The following is a 20480-nucleotide window of genomic DNA, read 5'->3' on the forward strand; positions in this document are numbered from 1 at the left end:
ACAGCGCTTTTTGGTTAATTATTTCGATCTTCATCTTGCTTTTTAACTTCAGCAATTAGTCGATCAATTTTACTACCATATTTTACTGAATTGTCTCGCTTGAAAATTAATTCAGGCACTTTATAAACTGTTAAAATTTGACCAAGCAAATGACGCATCATGCCCTTTGCTTTTTCAAGTCCTGCAGCAGCTTCTTCTTCCTTTTTTGGATTTTCAGAAAGAATGCTGTAGTAAACAGTTGCATACGACAAATCATTAGTACATTCAACTGCAGTAATTGTAACATCGCTTACGCGTGGATCACGAATATTTTTCCGCAGAATTTTGGTTAATTCACGGAGGATCTCTCCTTCAACACGACCTACTCTGTGTTTCATGTTTTCCTCCCCGTCAAACTAGTTAGGCTTAACTTCTTGCTGTTCAACTGCTTCTAATTCATCACCAATTTTAATGTCATTATAACCTTCAATTGTCAAACCACAATCAAAACCTTGCTTAACAATTTTAGCATCATCCTTAAATCGCTTAAGTGAAGCAACTTTACCGTTATAAATGACCACACCGTCACGAATTAAGTTGACATCAGAATCGCGTGTGATGTAACCCGAGTCAACAAAAGCACCGGCAATAGTTCCAACTTTAGAAACTTTCCAAGTTTCACGAACTGTTAAGTTGCCGACAACCTTGTCCTCGTATGTTGGCTCAAGCATTCCTTGCATAGCTGCCTTAACATCATCAATCGCCTTGTAAATAATACTATATAAGCGAATATCGACACCATCAGCCTCAGCTTGCGACTTAGCAGTTGCCGTTGGTCGAACATTAAAGCCGATGATGAAGGCATTGGAAGCACCAGCCAATGTGACATCAGATTCATTAACGGCACCTACGCCTGCGTGAATAATGTTAACGCGAACGCCCTCTACCTCAATCTTTTCTAGAGATTGTTGCAAAGCTTCTGTCGAACCTTGAACATCTGCCTTTAAGACAACATCGACTTCCTTCATATTCTCTTTCTTCATTGTGTCAAACAAATTATCAAGAGTAACATGAGTAACATTTTCACGTGATTGTTGTAATGCTTGTTGAGCTCTTTGCTCACCAACACTTCGAGCAGTCTTTTCGTCATCAAAGACAACGACCTTATCAGCTGATTCAGGAACATCATTCAAACCAGTAATTTCAACTGGCATTGAAGGTGTTGCCTTTTCAACCTGCCGACCACGATCATTGGTCATTACCCGAACACGACCAAACCGGTTACCAACAACAATTGGATCACCAGTATGAAGCGTACCTTGTTGAACTAACAAGTCGGCAACTGGACCACGTCCACGAGACAACCGAGCTTCAATAACCGTACCGATAGCTTTTTGTTTTGGATCAGCCTTTAATTCCATCACATCAGCTTGAAGTAAAATCATTTGCAATAATTCATCAACATTTTCACCAGTTTTGGCAGAAATATTAACAAAGATGGTATCGCCACCGTAATCTTCTGGAATAAGATTATACTTCATCAATTGCTCAGTAACATGTTGTGGGTTGGCGCCTGGAGCATCCATTTTATTGATTGCAACAATGATTGGAACTTTAGCGCTTTTAGCATGATCAATAGCTTCAATTGTTTGTGGCATTACACCGTCATCAGCAGCTACGACCAAAACAACAATATCAGTAATCTCTGCACCACGTTCACGCATATTTGAAAAGGCCGCGTGTCCAGGGGTATCCAAGAAGGTAATCAAATGATTATCAATTCTAACCTGATATGCACCAATCTTTTGCGTAATACCGCCAGCTTCATGATCGGTAACATGAGTATGACGTAAACGATCAAGTAAAGTCGTCTTTCCGTGGTCGACGTGACCCATGATTGTGACTACAGGTGGGCGCTTAATCTGATGCTTAGATTCCTTAGAGGCTTCCATTCTCTTATTATATAAGTTATCGATATCAGACATGTCTTCATGAACTTTTTCTTCAGAATTAATTCCGTATTCAGCTGCAACTAGTTCAATTGCATCCTTGTCCAAAGATTGATTTTGATTAGTCATCACCCCAAGCATGAATAACTTTTTAACAATTTCTGCTGGTTCACGGTGAAGAATTTTACCCAAATCCTGTGCATTCATCCCAACTTCATAAACTAAAGTTTCTGGTAATGGACGCTCTTTTCTTTGGGTTGGCTGCTTTTTCGGCATTTGTTCATATTGACGTTTCTTATTCTTGCGCTTACGCTTCTCTTGGTGCTTAGAATAAGTATTGTTGTTATTGCCGAATGCTTGATTCTTTCCTTTGCGACCTGGTTTACCATTATTACGTGAATTATGGCCATTGCCACGACGCTTTTCTTCTTTGGCAGGTTCTGGAACAGAATTATTGTCGATAGCCTTGGGCCGCTCTGAAGTAGCAGTTTGGTTTTGTTTCATTCTAGCTGGCGAAGGCTTAATAATTTTAGGACCGGTCACTTTAGAAGCAGAAGTTTCAACCTTCTTTACTTTAACAACATCTTGCTTCTTGGCACTGGTTTCTTCCTCAGTTTCTTGTGGTTTACTCGTATTATTCTTATAAGACTCACGAGCCCTTTCAGTTTGACGATTCAGCGTACTCTCTTCAACTCTCTGTTTTTGTTTTAATTGCTTCAAAAGATCTTGTGCAGCGGGTTTCTGTGTTCTTGTGGATTGTTCTCGGTTAGAACGTTGCTGTGAATAATCTTGCCCTTTGCGATTGCGGTTGTTTGAACGGTGGTTATTATTGTGCCGATTGTTCTTATTACTTTTACCGTCTTCATGTTTTTTCTCATTTTTACGGATGGAAGCAACAGAAATCTTAATCTTGCTACTCTTTTTAGCAGCTTTTTCTTGCTTTTTGGCGGGAGCGGGGTTACGGAAACTACCCTTTAACTGATTCACTTGTGAATCCTCTAGTGATGACATATGATTTTTTACATCAAAGCCAAGGTCTTTCGCCTTATTGACCACATCTTTATTATCGATGCCTAAATCTTTTGCAATTTCATAGATTCTCTTCTTAGCCATCAAATCACACTCCTTCATTTATCTTTTGTATTAACGCTTTGCAAAAACCTGTATCAGTAATCCCCAATACCTTACGGTTTTTACCTATTGCATGCGATATCTCGCTACTGCTGAATTCAGAAATGACAGTAGCATCATTTTGCTTAGCAATTCGAGTAAGCTTTTCGCTTGTATCCGCGTGACTATCATTAGCCAAAATTACTATTTTAACTTTTTTTGCCTTTAAGCCAACTGATACGATTTCCAAACCGGAAACAAGCTTACCAGCTCGCTCAGCAAGTCCTAGCAAATTCAATGCCTTTTGTCTATTTTGCAACTTTAATCATCACCAAACAATTCTTTTCTTGCTTTTTGATGATCAACATAGGAATATAATTCTTCATAAAATGAAGCGGCAATTTTAACGCCTAAGCTTCGCTCAAGAACTCCTTTTTCTTTTGCTTGCTCAATTTTGTCAGGATCAAGCGATACATATGCACCACGTCCTGGCTTTTTCCCTGTAGGATCAACAGAAATGTTTTTTTTCTTATCAATTACAATCCGAACTAACTCTTTTTTCGGTTGCATGGTATTGGTTAATAAATCTTTCCGCATCGGAATTTTTCTTTTTTTCAAAAGAGTTCACCCCCTGCCTTATTCGTCGACAGTATCTTCACTTTCAGTAGAAGTTGGTTCAGCATCTTGCTCTGTTTCTTCATCCTCTTGAGTAGAAGTAGCGGCATCTTCATCATCAACGGCTGAAACGGAATCAGCAATATCTTCAGCGGCTTCATCTACTACATCGTTTAAAGCGGCATCTTCATTTTCCTGATTGGCTTCGTTTGAGCTTTCATCGACAAACTCAACTTCTGATTCTGGCCTGATGTCAATCTTGTAGCCTGTTAGCCGAGCAGCTAAACGAACATTCTGACCCTTTTTACCAATAGCAAGCGATAACTGGTAATCCGGAACAATTACCAATGCACTTTTTTCATCTTCTTCATCGCCAAATTGAACCGCAATAACTTCTGCAGGGTTCAATGCATTAGCAATAAAATCAGACGGATCTTCTTCATACTTAACGACGTCAATATTCTCACCACCGAGTTCATTAACTACGTTTTGAACACGGGCACCGCGTTGACCGACACAAGTACCAACAGGATCAATGTTTGGATCGTTAGACTTAACAGCAATTTTAGTTCTGTCTCCCGCTTCACGCGCAATCGAAACAATTTCTACTGTCCCATCGTAAATCTCAGGAACTTCTTGTTCAAAAAGACGCTTAACCATATCAGGGGCTGTCCGTGAAACAGTAATTTGTGCGCCCTTGGTATCAGAACCAACATGAGTGACAAGTACCCGAATTTGGTCTTGAGGGTTATAAGTTTCATTAGGCATCTGGTCATTTCTTGGCATAACAGCTTCAACATTACCAATTTTAACATAAACAAAGCGGTTGTCGCGACGTTCAACGGTACCCGTAATCAATTCATCTTCATATTGTGAATATTCGTTAATGATATGGTTTCTTTCAGCTTCCCGCAAATGTTGCATAATAACTTGTTTAGCTGTTTGTGCAGCAATTCGGCCAAAGTTTTTAGGTGCAACTTCAAATCTGATTTTATCGCCCAATTCGTATGCTTTATTAATGGCTAAAGCATCTTTCAAACTGATTTCAAGTCTGTCGTCGTGAACTTCTTCAACAACAACTTTCTCAGTCATTAATTTGAAATCGCCTCGGCGTTCATCAAATTCAACAACAACATTGGTTGCCTGATTATAATTCTTTTTATATGCCGCAACAAGCGCTGCCTCAATAGCTTCAACAATCACATCTTGTTTGATACCCTTTGTTTTTTCTAAAGTAGCAAACGCCTCTAGCATTTCTTTAGACATAAGTTTTAATCAGCCTTTCTAAAATTCAATTGCAAAACGTATATTTGCAATTAACTTACGGGGAATAGTTAATTGTTTCCGCCTTGTTTTTATCTTTACTTCTAATTCGATTTCATCAGTATTAAATGACTTTAACGTACCTTCGTATTCTTTTTCACCGAGAACTTTTTGGTAAAGGCCAACGTGAACGTAATTATTCAATGCTTTTTGCCAATCCTTCTCAGATTTTAAAGGACGTTCGATACCAGGAGAAGATAATTCTAAAACGTAAGGATCAGGGAATGGATCAGGCTCGATTTCATCTAACTTGGCGGAAATTAATTCACTAAGTCCAGCTATTTCGTCCATATCAATTCCATTTTCACGGTCAACATATATTCTTAAATAATTTTGACCTTTTTCTTTTACGTATTCAATATCTACAAATTCATCATTGCGTTGTTCAATGATTGGTTTGATCTCTGCAAGTACAGAATCTTTAACTTTCGCCAAGTACTTTCCTCCGTAATAAAAAGAGTGAGCAAAACTTGCTCACTCCGAATCATTTATTCGAACTTCTTTAAGAAGTATACCATAATTATATTAATACTGCAAAATTTAAAAAAGTGAAAGTTGATTTTGGTCAGGCATCCCTTCCAAAACTTCATTTTCTTCTAAATAATCCATAATTGTTTGCGAAACTTTTCCTCTCTTAGATAGGTCTTCTTTGGAGAGAAATTCTTGCTCGGTCCGAGCAGCCACGATTTGTTTTGCGGCATTATTTCCTAGACCAGGAACAGCGTTAAACGGAGCCAAAATAGTGTGCTTATCAATAATCTTAAAATTAGTTGCTTCTGAATTATTGATATCAACCATTTTAATCTTAATTCCCCGCTCAAGACACTCATTTGCAATTTCTAAAACAGTTAATAAGCTTTTATCCTTTGCTGAGGCATCATTACCCTTTTCTTGAATATCCGCCATTGCTTTCTTGACAGTATTTTTACCATGACTCATTGCTACTAAGTCGAAGAGGTCAGCCCGTACAGAAAAGTAAGCAGTGTAGTAAATTTCAGGGTAATATACTTTAAACCAAGCAATCCGCAAAGCCATTAGAATATAAGCAGTCGCGTGGGCCTTCGGGAACATATATTTAATCTTCAAACAAGACTCAATATACCAGTCGGGGATTTTATCATTTTTCTTCAAAACTGCCATGTCATCATCACTAATACCACGACCATGACGAACAGATTCCATCGTGGAAAATGCAACCTCTGGTTTTACCCCCCAGTGAATCAAGTCCATCATGATGTTATCCCGACACCCAATTACATCTTTCAACTTGCAAGTTCCATCATTGATAAGTTCTTCGGCATTGCCTAGCCAAACATCAGTACCATGAGAAAGTCCAGAAATCTGTAACAATTCAGAAAATGTGGTTGGCTTGGTTTCTTCTAGCATTCCACGAACAAATCTAGTTCCAAATTCTGGCACCCCTAGCGTTCCAGTTTTTGACTGAATTTGTTCAGGAGTCACTCCTAATATTTTTGGACTTGAGAAGAGTGACATGACACCTGGATCATCTGGTGGAATAGTCAGTGGATCAACTCCAGACAAGTCTTGCAGCATTCTGATCATCGTCGGGTCATCGTGTCCTAAAATATCAAATTTTAAGATATTATCATGAATTGAATGGAAGTCAAAGTGCGTGGTTTTCCAAGCAGCGTCAACATCATCGGCTGGATATTGAACAGGCGTGAAATCGTAAATGTCCATGTCGTCAGGAACAACGACGATTCCCGCTGGGTGCTGGCCCGTCGTTCTTTTTACTCCACTGACGCCAGCAGCCAACCGATCTAGTTCGGCTTTTCTTAAATTAAGTTCTTTTTCTTCATCGTAATGCTTAGCATAGCCATAGGCCGTTTTATCAGCCACAGTGGCAATAGTACCAGCACGATATGAATTGCCAGGGCCAAACATAACTCGAATAAAATTATGGGCAACAGGCTGATAGTCACCGGAAAAATTCAAATCGATATCTGGGACCTTATCACCGTGAAATCCTAGGAAAGTTGCAAATGGAATATCTTGACCATCTTTAACGAGCTCGGCACCACATTTAGGACATTTTTTGTCGGGCAAGTCATAACCAGACCCATATTCACCATTTTCAAAAAACTCTGAATACTGGCACTCTGGACAACGATAATGCGGCGCCAAAGGATTAACTTCAGTAATACCAGACATTGTTGCAACTAGACTAGATCCAACCGATCCCCGCGAACCAACTAAATAGCCATCTTTATTTGACTTAGCTACTAGTCGTTGAGAAATCAAGTAAATAACGGCATAGCCGTTAGATATAATCGAATTTAATTCCATATCCAAACGATCTTGAACAATCTTTGGAAGTGGCTTGCCATAGAGTTCATACGCTTTATCGTAGGTTAGCCGTTTCATTTCCTCGTCGGAATTTTCAATATGAGGTGGATACAGTCCATCCTTAATCGGCGCAATTTCTTCAACGGATTCAGCAATCTTGTTTGGATTAGTAATTACAATCTCTTTTGCTGCTTCTTCACCTAAAAAGCTAAACGCATCAAGCATTTCTTGCGTTGTATAAAAATGCAAATCGGCTTGTTTCTTGTTTCGTTCAGGATTACTACGCTGAGCAGAAATTAAAATTGTCCGGTAAATAGCATCATGTTCTTCCAAATAATGAGCATCGCCAGTTGCAACAACTGGTTTATCCAGTTCATGCCCCAACTTATAGATATTGGTTAGGATTTCTTCCAATTCTGCTTGGTCGGCAATTAAATGATCCTCAATTAACTGCGAATAATTTGCTGGTGGCTGCACTTCAAGGTAATCATAAAATTTGGCTTTTTTCCGTGCTTCGTCATACCCTTTCTGCATCATTGCAACAAAGACTTCGCCTTCAGAACAACCGGAACCATATAGTAGCCCCTCATGATTTTTAACTAAATCTGATTTAGGCGTACGTGGAATGCGATAAAAGTATTTGGTACTGGCTATTGATACCAAACGATACATATTTTTTAAACCTGCTTGGGTTTTAGCTAAAACGGTCATATGCTGCGGTCTTGCCCTCTGAAAGACTTGTCCGTGGGCAGCATAATCATTCATTTTACCAAGATCATCCTCACCATACTTTTTAGTAAAAGCTTCTAAAAGCTTAAACATTAAGTAACCCGTTGCTTCAGCATCTTGATTAGCACGGTGGTGATGTTCAAGAACAACATTATATTTCTTTGCAAGAGAATCTAACGTATGACGCGTTTGTTCTGGGTGAAGCAGCCTTGAAACTTCAAGTGTATCAACAACTGGTTGCGTAATTTCTGCTAAGTCCGCACGTCGTAAAGCGGCATTAACAAAACCGACATCAAACTGAACATTATGACCACATAACGGACGATCGCCATAAAAATCTTGAAACTGCTTAATAACAACAGCTTCATCATCGGCAGCCATGACCATTTCATCAGTAATCGAAGTTAAATTAATAGTTTGTTCACTTAATGGATGATGCGGATTAATAAATTTATCAAAGCGCTCCAGGACTTCACCGTCCTTCATTTTGACAGCACCAATTTCAATAATAGTGTCATAAACAGAAGACAAACCAGTTGTTTCAACGTCAAAAATCACAAATTCCCGGTTTTCGTAAGTCATAGGAGCTGGATTTAGCACTAACAAAGCATGATCATCAATCATGTTGGCTTCCAGACCATAAACAATTTTGACACCATTTTTCTTACCAGCATTATATGCTTCAGGGAAGGCTTGGACATCTGCGTGATCAGTAATTGCAATTGCCTTTTGACCAAATTTTTTAGCTGCGGCAACAAAATCCGAAGCAGTATTAGTTGCATCAAGCTGACTCATATTAGTATGAAGATGCAATTCTACCCGCTTTTCTTCACCATCGTATTTTTCTTGCCGGCCGACATGTTCTACTGCTTCAAAGCTGGCAACATTGAAAACCACATCATGACTCCATTGATCTTCTGAAGCTGATCCCTGCATTTTTGCCCAGGTGCCAGGTTTTAACTCTGAGATGCTATTCATTTGTTCTTTGTCAGAAATAAATTTCTTGAAAGAAATTGAATCTGAATAGTCAGTAATTTCACCGGTAAAAATCACGGTACCCGTCTTTAATTCGCGACTTTCAATATTGAAAATGTTACCTTCAATTACAACATTACGCGTTCCGTCAATTACCTCTTTTATTTGAGTGATTGGTAAACTCTCGTCAAGTTGCCGGCTGCCATAGCGTGTTTTCCTAGTCGGATAATTATTTTGCTGCTTCGGTTTTTCTTTAGGCGGAGCGGCATTGTATGCCTCCTGCATAATTTGCTCATGTTGCTCTTGTAACTGCTGTAAGCTGGCCAAGTTACTCTGTGAATTTGCTTCGTCTATTTCAGTCACAAATTTAAGATTAAAAAAGCCATAGTCGCGCATTTCTTCAGCAAGCTGGTCCAGCATCTTTTGCTCAATCAGACCATCAACAACTAAATTATCGACTGGAATAATCCAACGACTGTCCTCTTTTTTGGGTTTATGGTTAGAAATAAATTCTCGTGCAACCGGTTGTAAAACTTGCGAATTTTGCACGACAAAATGCCAATAGTCCGTAAGGTAGTCGTCTAATCCATCTTTCGTACGCACAAATAGACGGGTTTTAACAAAAGATGAAAAAGTAGCATTTATCGCCTTATTTAATGCGTCATATGTTTCAAATTTAAGGGGTGTAGTAAAAAGAACGTGAATATCCCACCTATGTTCTTTAGCGTAAACATCCACGTTCTCAATTTCGCCTTTTTGCAACAAATCATTATCTGAAAATTGATTTGGAAAATTAATCTGTTGTAAAAGTCGTAAGAAAAGTTCGTTTTTATTAATCACGAAAATTATCCTAACTCTTTATTTACAAAATTGGCAAGTTCAGCAACCGAAATTTCGCTAGCCTTATCATCTGTTGGTCGCTTAACTTCCACAATACCTTCACTAGCCTTTTTACCGATAGTAATTCTAATTGGGGCTCCAACTAAATCTGCATCAGCAAATTTAACACCAGCCCGTTCGTTACGATCATCATATAATACATCATAATTAGAACTAAACATTTTCTCAAGTTTTTCAGCTAACTCGGTTTGTTCTTCATCCTTCATTTTCATTTGAACAATGTGCAAATCAAATGGAGCAATTTCCTTTGGCCAAGCAATGCCAAATTTAGTAAGATGTTGTTCAATAACAGCAGACAAAACTCTGGTTACACCAATGCCATAGGAACCCATGATTACGGGTTGTGTCTTACCATTTTGATCTAAGAAATCTGCACCCATTTTTTCGGTGTAGTACGTTCCCAACTTAAAGATGTGTCCTACTTCAATTGAAGTCGTAAATTTTAATGGTAAGTGATCAACTGGATCAGGTTCACCCTCGTTCGCAACCCGAAGGTCATCGAATTCATTTACTTTAAAGTCACGGTCAAGGTTAGCATTCTTATACTGATAGCCCTCTTTGCCTGCACCAACAATGACGTTAATCAGACCTTCAACTGTCTTATCGGCAATCACTTTATCTGCCCAATCAGAAGCAACTGGGCCTACACTTCCCTTGCCAACTCCCGTGATTTCCTTTAATTCATCGTCAGAAGCAACACGGACAGAATCAGCATCAAGAGCATGAGTTAACTTGACTTCATTAATTTGTTTATCACCGCGAATAAGAACCAATACTTTTTCTTGTTCATTTACAATGTATAAAACGCTCTTAACAATTTTAGTCTTAGGAACAGCTAAAAACTCGGCTAAATCAGCAATTGTTTCTTGTCCAGGTGTAGCAACTTCTGTTAATTCAGCTTCATCTTCGGGCTCTGGTTTAAAAGTATCTTCGCTGACTGCCATTTCCAAATTAGCAGAATATGTTCCTGTTTCATTGGTTGCAATAGTATCTTCACCAATTGCAGCAGGTGCTTGAAATTCAGTTGAGTTTTTGCCACCCATTGTTCCTGAGTCTGCAATTACTGGAGTTACTTTCACACCGCAGCGCCGAAAAATTGCTTCAAACGCCTTTTTTTCATCATCAAATTGTTGATCAAGTTGTTCTCTAGTTGCTGCAAAGCTATATGCATCAAGCATAATAAATTCTCTGGTCCGTAATAAACCAAATCTTGGGCGATTTTCATCCCGAAATTTAGTTTGAATTTGGTAAAGAGCAATTGGCATTTGCTTGTAGCTCTTAAGATTTTTGGCAACAATTTCTGTAAATGTTTCTTCATGAGTTGGTCCTAGCAGGCTCTGACGACCGTGACGGTCTTTTAACCTGAACATTTCTGGACCATATTTTTGCCATCTACCAGAATCTTCCCACAAAGTTGCAGGTAAAAGTTCAGGCATTGCCATTTCTGGCACATTAATTTTAGCCATTTCTTCTTCCATTATTCTTTCGGCCTTTTTTAAGACACGATAGCCTAATGGTAAATAAGCATAAACACCAGCCGTTACTTGACGGACATATCCGCCACGAAGCATCAGCTTATGACTTTCAGCAACAGCATCTGCTGGTGCTTCTTTTGACGTAGGCATAAATAATTTAGATTGACGCATTAACAATTCTCTCCCAAGAAATAAATTTCTAGATTTTATTTTATAAAGTAGCGGTAAATATCATTACCGGTAACTGCGATTATTAATAGTAATAAAAGGCCAAAACCAATTAATTCAACTATTGCTTCATGATCTTCCGATATCGGTTTGCCACGGAAAATCTCAATGAGATTAAGCAAAAGCTTTCCCCCATCAAGGCCAGGAATTGGCACTAAGTTCACAATTCCTAGATTTATTGAAATCATTGCCAAGAATGCTAATAAGTAGGTAAAGCCCAATTGTGATACCTGTGAAGTTTGTGAATAAATACCTACAGGTCCAGACAGCTTATTTAAGCTAAAGTGCCTAATCAAGCCACCAAGTGCATTAAAAATCATTCCGGTTGTTGATACTGCCGTATCCCAACCACGCTTAGCTTTTGCAAGGACACGGTCATCACTTTTGGCTTTGATACCAATTTGATAAACTTTTTGGCCTTGTATTTTCACCGTTTTGGGTTTAACAGAGACCGTCTTAGTTTTACCATGACTTGTTAAAACAATACTTAAAGCTTTGCCTTTACTGGCATTAATTTGATTAGAAATTTCATTAAAAGTAGTTGTTTTATGACCATTAATTGAAACAAATTTTGATCCAGGTTCAACTGCTGCTTGTTCAGCTGGTGAATTAGCTTCAACAGCTCCAATCGTAGTTGTTGCCGGACCGGGAATAGTAAAGGTCCAAATTAGAAAGACAACGAATCCCAAGACAATATTCATAAGGGGACCCGCAACATTAGTTGCAAGCTTTTGCCAAACATTAGCTTCTTGAAATTGGGTGTCACGAGGAGCAATGATTAATTCCGTATTGGATTGATCAATAACAGTTGCATCGTGATTAACCTGATAAGAAACTAATTTATCCTCTTCACCATTTTCATAGCCTTTAATAACGAGTTGATCCACTAAATCGACTTCTGTTATTTGAAGCGGCAGGCCCTCAATCGGAATGTCTGATCCAGAAGCATCAATCCGAACGACTTCATTTTGCTCATTAGTCTGCAAAATTACAGTCATTCCAGGTTTAAGCTCAGCTTCATCGTCTTTACTGGCTAAACGAACATAACCACCAAGTGGTAACCAACGAATAGTATAAGTTGTAGGATTACGACGAACTTGGAACAATTTTGGTCCCATACCAATAGAAAATTCGCGCACTAAAATACCGCATTTTTTTGCGACGATAAAGTGCCCGAATTCATGGACAAAAACCAAAAGACCAAATACAACTAAAAAGATTAGTATTCCCTTCATGGAATTCTCCTAATGCACGATTCCTAATAAAGCAGCAAAGACGGGTAAAACAAATAGCATACTATCAAACCGGTCTAAAATACCACCATGTCCAGGCAGAATTTTACCTGAATCTTTAACGCCATAATACCGCTTATAAGCAGATTCAACTAGGTCGCCCATTTGACCTACAATGGATAATACAAAGGCAAAGATAACCATTTGCCAGAATGGATAATTAACATTAACAAAGTAAACGTAAATTGCGGCACATATTACAGCACAAATAGTTCCGCCAATTGAACCCTCCCAGGTTTTATTAGGACTAATTACAGGCCACAACTTATGTTTACCAATTTGCCTTCCTATCATATAGGCACCAGTATCTGTTAGCCATACTACAACAAAGACATAGCATAAAAGTGCTAACCCATTGCTGCTATTTCTAATACTTGCCATATAGTGAAAACCGGTACCAATATATAGTGAACCTAACGTATAAACTGAAACATCGTCAAAAGTTGTCTTGTTTTTTGACAAAACTGTCCAAGTTAGCATCATCATGATTAAGGCAAAATAAATTCCATATTTAGTCCAATGGAATGGCATTGACTTAATAAAGCTATCTGGAACCGCCCAAGTAATTGTTGCAAGCAGTGCCAACAAAAAGTTAACAGAAACCAGTATCTGTTTTTTCATTAAAAAGATTTCACTGATGCCGACTGCAGCAAAGGCCACGATCAGCCAGTCCATCCACAATCCGCCCGCAATAACGATTGGAATAAATAAAATTAAAGCAATAACTGCTGTGATTATCCGTTGTTTCATATCAAAATTACCTAACTATCCGATTCATCTAGTTTGCCAAAACGGCGATGACGGTTCTGAAAATCAATGACAATTTTTTCTAAATCTTCTTTAGTAAAATCAGGCCAATTCTTCTGACTAAATGCAAGTTCAGAATAAGCCAGTTGCCATAACATAAAGTTGGAAATACGCTGTTCACCAGAAGTTCGTATTAATAAGTCTGGATCACTAAATTCTCCAAAACTAGCAGTCATCAAACGTTGAGAAATCATTTCTTCATCAATTTGATCACTATTAATCGCTCCTGTTTCAATTAGCGTTCCAATCTCTTTGACAGCTGAAGTAATTTCACTTCTTGATCCGTAATTAAAAGCAAAGTTCAAAATTAGTCCAGTATTATCTGCCGTTTCAGCCATTGCACGCTGAACAACATCATAAGTTTTACGTGGTAATTTGTCCAAAAAGCCCATGATATTGACCTTAACGTTATGCTCCATCAAGGTGGGCATAAACTTGTCAAAAAAGCGGACTGGCAGATTCATTAAGTATGCGACTTCTTCTTTGGGACGAGCCCAGTTTTCTGTCGAAAAAGCATAAAGTGATAAAACTTTAATTCCCAATTCATCTGCTGCTAAAGTAATCCGTTCAACATTGTTCATACCTTCATAATGACCTGCTACACGAGGCTTACTCTGCTTAGTAGCCCAGCGGCCATTACCATCCATGATAATGGCAAGATGATTTAATTGATTCTTTTTTACTGCCATATGTTAGCCTTGAGTAATTTCTTTACGTTTTTGCTCAGCCAGTTCATCAATTTTCTTGGTTGCTTGATCAGTTACCTTTTGAACTTCTTTTTCTAAATTGCGTTGTTCATCTTCGGTAATTTCATCGTCTTTTTGTTGCTTTTTAAGGGTATTCATAGCATCACGGCGGACATTTCTAATCGCAATTTTACCCTCTTCAGCCATTTTATTGACTTCTTTAGCAATCTCTTGTCTTCTTTCACCAGTCAATTGAGGAATTACCAATCTGATAACTTTACCATCGTTTGCTGGAGTTAATCCTAAATTGGATGCTAGTAAAGCATGTTCAATATCATCCACACTGTTTTGATCATATGGCGTAATTAATAAAACACGTGGTTCAGGAATAGTGACACTAGACATCTGGGTTAAAGGTGTTGGTGCACCATAATAATCAACTTTAACTCCATCTAGCAATGCGGCATTAGCAACACCAGCACGGATAGTACCCAAGTTTTTCTCAAAAACAGTGATTGATTTGTCCATGTTTTGTTTTGCTTTTTTAATTGTTTCGTTATTCATTTATTTGCCTCCTTCAATTACTGTTCCAATATGCTCGCCCATGACAACTTTCTTAATGTTACCTTCAGTATTTACGTTAAATACAATTAGCGGAATATTGGTATCCATTGAAAGCGAGCTAGCGGTCCGATCCATAACTTTTAAATCTTTTGAAATAACGTCTAGTTGAGTCAGTTCGCTAAACTTCTTTGCCGTTGGGTCTAATTTTGGATCAGCGGAGTAAACCCCGTCAACACCATTTTTAGCCATCAAAATAACATCGGCATTAATTTCCGCTGCGCGTAAAGCTGCAGTAGTATCAGTAGAGAAGTAAGGATTACCAGTACCTCCGCCCATGATAACAACGCGTCCTTTTTCTAAATGACGAATTGCTTTTCTTCTTATATATGGTTCAGCAATTTGTCTCATTTCGATTGAGGTTTGCAATCTAGTTGCGACACCGACATGTTCCAGACCATCCTGAAGAGCTAAACCATTCATGATAGTTGCTAGCATGCCCATATAATCTGCTTGTGAGCGTTCCATACCAAGTTTTTCACCAGTCTCACCACGCCACATATTACCGCCACCGCAGACGATTCCAATTTGAACTCCTAAATCGTGCACTGATTTGATTTCTTCAGCTAAATGACTAATAACTGTCGGATCTATCCCTGTTCCGTTGTTACCGGCCAATGCTTCTCCAGAAATTTTCAAAACGACACGTTGATATTTAACTTGAGTCATGACAACCTCCTCTATTAACTTAAATTATTCTAACATATTAAATACGCAAATGTGGGGCAACAAAACAAAAGAGAATAATTTTATTTTAAAAAAAGTAGTTACAATATATTTCAACGTTAAAATCACATTACCAGAAAGAATTTTAAACTTAATGGCTCTTTATTTTTTCAGTTAAAACCAACTTACTAAAATTTACTTTTTTTGCAATTATTGCTTTTGATAAAAAAAGCTCCCTTCTTTTGAGTAGAAGGAGCTTTTCTGAATTTTGTAATTTAAACAGTTTCGTGATCTGTTTGTAACAGTAAATTATATAGCGAGCCGTACAAATTAGAATCATTTCTAAACTTAGCAGCAACAATTTCCGGTTTAGTTAAAGTTTGACCGATAATCGAATTATCATCATTAACTAGTTGATCATAAGCTTGCTTAATTCCATCAATCAAGCATGATTGGGCACTAATTCCACCACCAATGGCAATTTTATTAACGTCAACCACAGTTTGCATGTTAAGAATTAAAGTAGCAATTTGCAAACAATACTGTTCAAAAATAGCAACTGCCTCAGGAACATGGTTTTTAATTGCCTCAAAAGCTTGTACACCATCGCTTACATCATCATAATTTAATTGTTCATTTACCTGGCCAACAAAGCGAACGGCCGAGCATAACTTGCCGATACTACCCTGCATATCCTTAGTATTAGAAATATTAGCAATCATAAAGCTCATTTCTCCAGCTTGATTATGCGTACCTTGAAGAAGGTGACCGTCAACTATAATACCGTTGCCTACTCCGGTACCCAAAGTAATCGCAGCACAGTTTTTTTCATCTTTTAAGTTTCCTAACCAATTTTCTGCTAAAATGCTTGCTCTACCATCATTAATTACGGCAACGGGAAAATCTTCTGCTTCATAAATTTGACCAAAATCTATTCCATCCAAAAAAGGAATAGCACCACCAAACCTAATTTTCGTTTTGTCAATTTTACCTGGTGCACAAAAAGCTAAGCCTTTAATTGAACCGGAATATTTTTGAACGATTTGATCAATTTGTGCCAGAAACTTGTCTTTGCCATCTGGCGTGCTTACTTTACCTTTTTCAATTATATGACCAGATACATCAATTTGTGCGTACTTGATTTCAGTACCGCCAATATCAATACTTAAATAATTTTTCATACTAACCCTTCAAGAAAAAATTTAGTCAAAAACCAAATAACTATCAAAACTTAAATTTAACATGGATTCATCTTGAAACAATGTCTGATAAAATTTCCATTTAAAATTATAACTTAAAAAATTTCTTTTTTGATAAAATTAGATTTTATTTGTTTCTTTGCAAGATTTTAAAAAAATATTTTTTGTCTTTGAGAATATCTGACTAACCAAAAAACTGACTTCAATAAGTTTGAAATCAGTTTTAAGAAAAGTTTTTAAACAATTTGATAATGTTTAGTACCAGCAGTCATCCTAATTAATCTTGCGAAACACTATCAATTATAATTAGCGCTTAATTTTTTGCAGCGTTTATTCTGGCTAAACGGCCAAACGTTTGAGCATGACTTGATGCTAGTCCGGGAACACGATCATTATATGACCCCCTTTTTATTTGTGTTGCTTAAAAAGCCACGGTAATAACTCTGGGGCATTAAAAGCTCTCGCCCAACTTGCATGCGGATTAGGCTTAACAGTGTTCTTAGGATAAATAGTGACCTTCAGCTGCTTGCCCCCTGCTTGGTGAATGGCTTCTTCAGCTTTCTTAGTTCCGAGTACCCCAACAGTTGGATCATCTTCGGCATGAAAGGCCCAAATTGGTAATTGTGCCAAAGTCTTACCTTCTTCAGGGCTTGCAAGCATATACCGTCCTTTTCCTTGATCACCATAACCTTTTTTGCCATCATCATATACATAACCGGAACAAGGCACTAGAGCGGCAAAAAGATCTGCATGATGTACGCCCATATACCAAGTTGTCGAAGCACCATTTGATAAGCCAGTTAAATAAATGCGCTTCGTGTCAATGTTGCACTCAGATTCTATTTGTTTAAGTAAAATGAACAGTGCTTTGCGAAAATCTTTTCTAAACCACCCATTTAGAGTTGGTGCCCAAGTAGCTTGCGGAACTAAAATAACAGCATCTTCTTTAGTTTTAGCATAATCATGCAAGGTTTTTGGCACATCATTGGCCAGTAGCGGCATGCCATTGTTAAAACCACGCTCGCCAGAACCATGTAAAAACAATACTAACGGTCGCTTTTTCCGATTGGTGCCAGAAGCATAAATTGAATAGCTTAATTGAATTGTATCCGTTTGAATAATTTTTTGCTCAAAATCTGCTAAAAATGGATCTGGTTGAAAGGCTACTTCAATTTCGGGTTGCATCCCGTTAACGTGAAGCATTATTTGTGGCAAAGCTAACTGATTAATAAACTTAGCGGGATCAAAACTTAAGGCTAACAATTCCTTGGTCAATTTAAAATAATAGATTAACTGATTTTGCTCTTTCTCAATCTTAGTTATTTGTAATTCTTTACCTTCTATTGTAAAAGAAATTCGGTTTTGTAAATCTTTGGTCATTTGACTTGGCGTAATCTTGGCGCTGGTTACGAAATAACCATTGTCAGTAACTTCTTCTTGATACACTACATTTAATTTCATGCTCATAACTCCTATTTTGTTGTTTTTCTTAACCTATTGTTTCTAATAATTGCCAAAATCACAAAAACAATTCCGACAAATACTAAATACCACATTGCAATTCTGATAATGTTCATTGGTCCCGACAAATGTAAAATGGATGCTGTAAGTGCCATCGTGTATGGTGAAATAAAAGCTCCACCATTGTTAAATACTTTTGCCAAAGATAAGAAGAAATCCTTGGAAGTTGCTGGCACATCTTCCATTACCGCACCATAAATATACGGAAAAATAATATTCGTGGCAGAAATTACTATCATAGATATCGTGAATACCAGCATATTAGGCGAATGAAGCACGCCCCCATAGCCAATAACCCCTAACAACATCGTAAATACTGGTGTGTAATGTCCCAGTAACCGGTAAATTTTGCCATAAAAAGCTGTAAAAACTGCGCCAGCAAGTCCTGCTAACGCTAAAGCAGTTGAGAAAAACTCTTGGTGTGCTAAATTTAGTTGCTGAATTACAAGCGGAGTATCGGTTTGTTGTGGCATAATTGCATTGAAATATACAAATGACATTAGTATTGCTACTAATGCTAAGATCGGCACATTAGTAGTTTTCTTTTCGGATTTAGCTTTAACTAGTTCTTCTTTTTGCCGAGATTTAATTTGTGCTTCAGTCTCTTTGCTATAGCCTAAAGCAAATAACAAAATGATTGGGATAAACAGCAGGTAAACTAAATAAGCTGCTTGCCAATTAATTTCAAGTAGTAAACCAGCAACAAAAACCGCCAAGCTTTGACCAAATGTTTGAATTGCTGACTGATAACCAAGTAAAGTCCGTTGCTCATTTCCACTCCAAATATCTCCAATTAAACTGGCCGTTGAAGTTGAATATAAACCGTTACCTGCTCCTAATACAAAACGTGCAATTTGAATCAGGTGAAAGTTGGTGCTAAAAAATGGCGCAACGCCCCCAATTAAACCGCAAAATAAGCCAAGCAAAACGGTTTTTCTTTTACCCAAGTATTTAATAAATAACGTTGACAAAAGGACAAAGATTACCATCCCAATTGAAGGAATAGTCACTAATGCTCTCACATTCGCTACGCTTTCATGGGTAAAGTGCTTTGTCATCATTGGTAAAGTACCCGAAACCGCAGTCGCTGCAGTTAACAAGGTTGAAATTGATAAAATACCTACTTTTAAAAGTGGACTATTTTGCTTAATATTCTGAGTCATTTTCCTCTCCTTCCATGTAATCGCTTACTAAGATATTATAAGAGAAGAATATTGACTAAATATTGCAATTATTTTTATTAAATAGGTAAATTATTGACTTTTTAACTTTTTCCGATAAGTGGAAGGTGTTGCACTATAGACATCTTTAAATATTTTTTGCAGGCTTCGAACATTGGCAAAACCGCATTGGTCGGCAATAACGGTAACAGGCAAGTCAGTATTAACTAGTAAATCATAGGCATGTTGTAAACGAATCAGCTGCAAGTAATGAATCAAGCTTGTTTGTACTTTAGTTTTAAATAAGCGATCCAAATATGCCTTTGAAAGACCAAAGTGATCAGCAACTTCGCCTAAGGTTAAGCTATCTCGATAATTGGCGGTTAAAAAATTAATGATATCTTTGACCTTGTCCTGCTTTCTGGCATCATTAAAGCAAATAATATTCTTTTTTGGTACAACAAAATTTTTGAGAAGAAGCGCCATTAAAAGATAAAAATGTCCTAATATTTCAATCTTATTTTCATGATCATGTTGATTAGTCCAAAGCTGATAAATCCTTGTTAGCTCAGTTTTTACCTTCAGCATTATTTCCTGATCAGTGATTTGAGAAATAAAATACAAATGATTAATTTCAGGCAGCAATTCATTCAAGAACTCAAATGGAACAAGAATGGTAATTGATCGACGAGCATCACCTGGACCAATATTTTCGACACCATGAACTTCACCAGAATTAATAATTATGAAATCGCCGTCACTCAAGTGCGTTTTGTGCCCCGAAGTTAGGTAATCGCCTTCACCATGAATAGTAAAATCAATTTCTAGGGCACGGTGCCAGTGTTTAGTAATTTGAAGTGCTGAAGAATTATGAATAATAATCTTAAACGGTAAGATTCCCTTAGTAACAATAATTTCATGACGAAACATCTTTATCT

17 protein-coding genes are annotated in these 20480 nt (G+C 37.6%); all 17 read right to left on the reverse strand.

Annotation, left to right across the window (positions count from 1 at the left end):
• Positions 1–14: 14 nt before the first annotated feature.
• A complete protein-coding gene (locus J3U71_RS06030; RefSeq protein WP_103751748.1) occupies positions 15–377 on the reverse strand; it encodes a ribosome-binding factor A in 363 nt (120 codons plus the stop codon).
• A gap of 18 nt (positions 378–395) precedes the next feature.
• Complete coding sequence (gene infB / locus J3U71_RS06035) at positions 396–3041, reverse strand: translation initiation factor IF-2 (protein ID WP_267393093.1); 2646 nt, start codon at positions 3039–3041, stop codon at positions 396–398.
• A 4-nt stretch (positions 3042–3045) separates the two neighbouring features.
• Positions 3046–3357, reverse strand: a complete 312-nt coding sequence (locus J3U71_RS06040) for a ribosomal L7Ae/L30e/S12e/Gadd45 family protein (protein WP_220268064.1) — start codon at positions 3355–3357, stop codon at positions 3046–3048.
• Positions 3358–3359: 2 nt separating this feature from the next.
• Positions 3360–3656: an RNase P modulator RnpM gene (rnpM, locus tag J3U71_RS06045; RefSeq protein ID WP_267393095.1), complete on the reverse strand. Its 297-nt coding sequence runs from the start codon at positions 3654–3656 to the stop codon at positions 3360–3362.
• A gap of 18 nt (positions 3657–3674) precedes the next feature.
• A complete protein-coding gene (gene nusA, locus J3U71_RS06050; protein ID WP_267393097.1) occupies positions 3675–4919 on the reverse strand; it encodes a transcription termination factor NusA in 1245 nt (414 codons plus the stop codon).
• An 18-nt stretch (positions 4920–4937) separates the two neighbouring features.
• Entirely contained in the window at positions 4938–5411 is a 474-nt protein-coding gene (rimP, locus tag J3U71_RS06055) for a ribosome maturation factor RimP (protein ID WP_220232053.1), read from the reverse strand.
• Between the two features lie 105 nt (positions 5412–5516).
• Positions 5517–9827: a PolC-type DNA polymerase III gene (locus J3U71_RS06060; protein ID WP_267393101.1), complete on the reverse strand. Its 4311-nt coding sequence runs from the start codon at positions 9825–9827 to the stop codon at positions 5517–5519.
• A gap of 5 nt (positions 9828–9832) precedes the next feature.
• Positions 9833–11533 carry a proline--tRNA ligase gene (locus tag J3U71_RS06065; protein WP_267393103.1) on the reverse strand — a complete coding sequence of 567 codons (1701 nt, stop codon included), beginning with the start codon at positions 11531–11533 and terminating at the stop codon, positions 9833–9835.
• Positions 11534–11568: 35 nt separating this feature from the next.
• Positions 11569–12825, reverse strand: coding sequence for an RIP metalloprotease RseP (gene rseP, locus J3U71_RS06070; RefSeq protein WP_267393105.1), 1257 nt, complete (start codon positions 12823–12825; stop codon positions 11569–11571).
• Positions 12826–12834: 9 nt separating this feature from the next.
• Complete coding sequence (locus J3U71_RS06075; protein WP_267393107.1) at positions 12835–13632, reverse strand: phosphatidate cytidylyltransferase; 798 nt, start codon at positions 13630–13632, stop codon at positions 12835–12837.
• An 11-nt stretch (positions 13633–13643) separates the two neighbouring features.
• On the reverse strand, positions 13644–14378 hold the full coding sequence (locus J3U71_RS06080; RefSeq protein ID WP_267393109.1) for an isoprenyl transferase: 735 nt from the start codon (positions 14376–14378) through the stop codon (positions 13644–13646).
• Positions 14379–14381: 3 nt separating this feature from the next.
• Positions 14382–14939, reverse strand: a complete 558-nt coding sequence (gene frr / locus J3U71_RS06085) for a ribosome recycling factor (protein WP_220219776.1) — start codon at positions 14937–14939, stop codon at positions 14382–14384.
• Positions 14940–15665, reverse strand: a complete 726-nt coding sequence (gene pyrH, locus J3U71_RS06090; protein ID WP_220268071.1) for a UMP kinase — start codon at positions 15663–15665, stop codon at positions 14940–14942.
• Positions 15666–15937: 272 nt separating this feature from the next.
• Positions 15938–16843 (reverse strand): ROK family protein, encoded by a 906-nt coding sequence (locus J3U71_RS06095; protein WP_267393112.1) that lies wholly within the window; start codon positions 16841–16843, stop codon positions 15938–15940.
• 426 nt (positions 16844–17269) lie between these two features.
• Entirely contained in the window at positions 17270–18322 is a 1053-nt protein-coding gene (locus J3U71_RS06100) for a PHB depolymerase family esterase (protein ID WP_267393114.1), read from the reverse strand.
• A gap of 11 nt (positions 18323–18333) precedes the next feature.
• Positions 18334–19545: an MFS transporter gene (locus J3U71_RS06105; RefSeq protein WP_267393116.1), complete on the reverse strand. Its 1212-nt coding sequence runs from the start codon at positions 19543–19545 to the stop codon at positions 18334–18336.
• Between the two features lie 90 nt (positions 19546–19635).
• Positions 19636–20472, reverse strand: a complete 837-nt coding sequence (locus J3U71_RS06110; protein ID WP_267393118.1) for an AraC family transcriptional regulator — start codon at positions 20470–20472, stop codon at positions 19636–19638.
• Between the last annotated feature and the right edge of the window lie 8 nt (positions 20473–20480).

This window comes from Lactobacillus sp. B4015, assembly GCF_026536055.1.
Lineage (GTDB): Bacteria > Bacillota > Bacilli > Lactobacillales > Lactobacillaceae > Lactobacillus > Lactobacillus panisapium.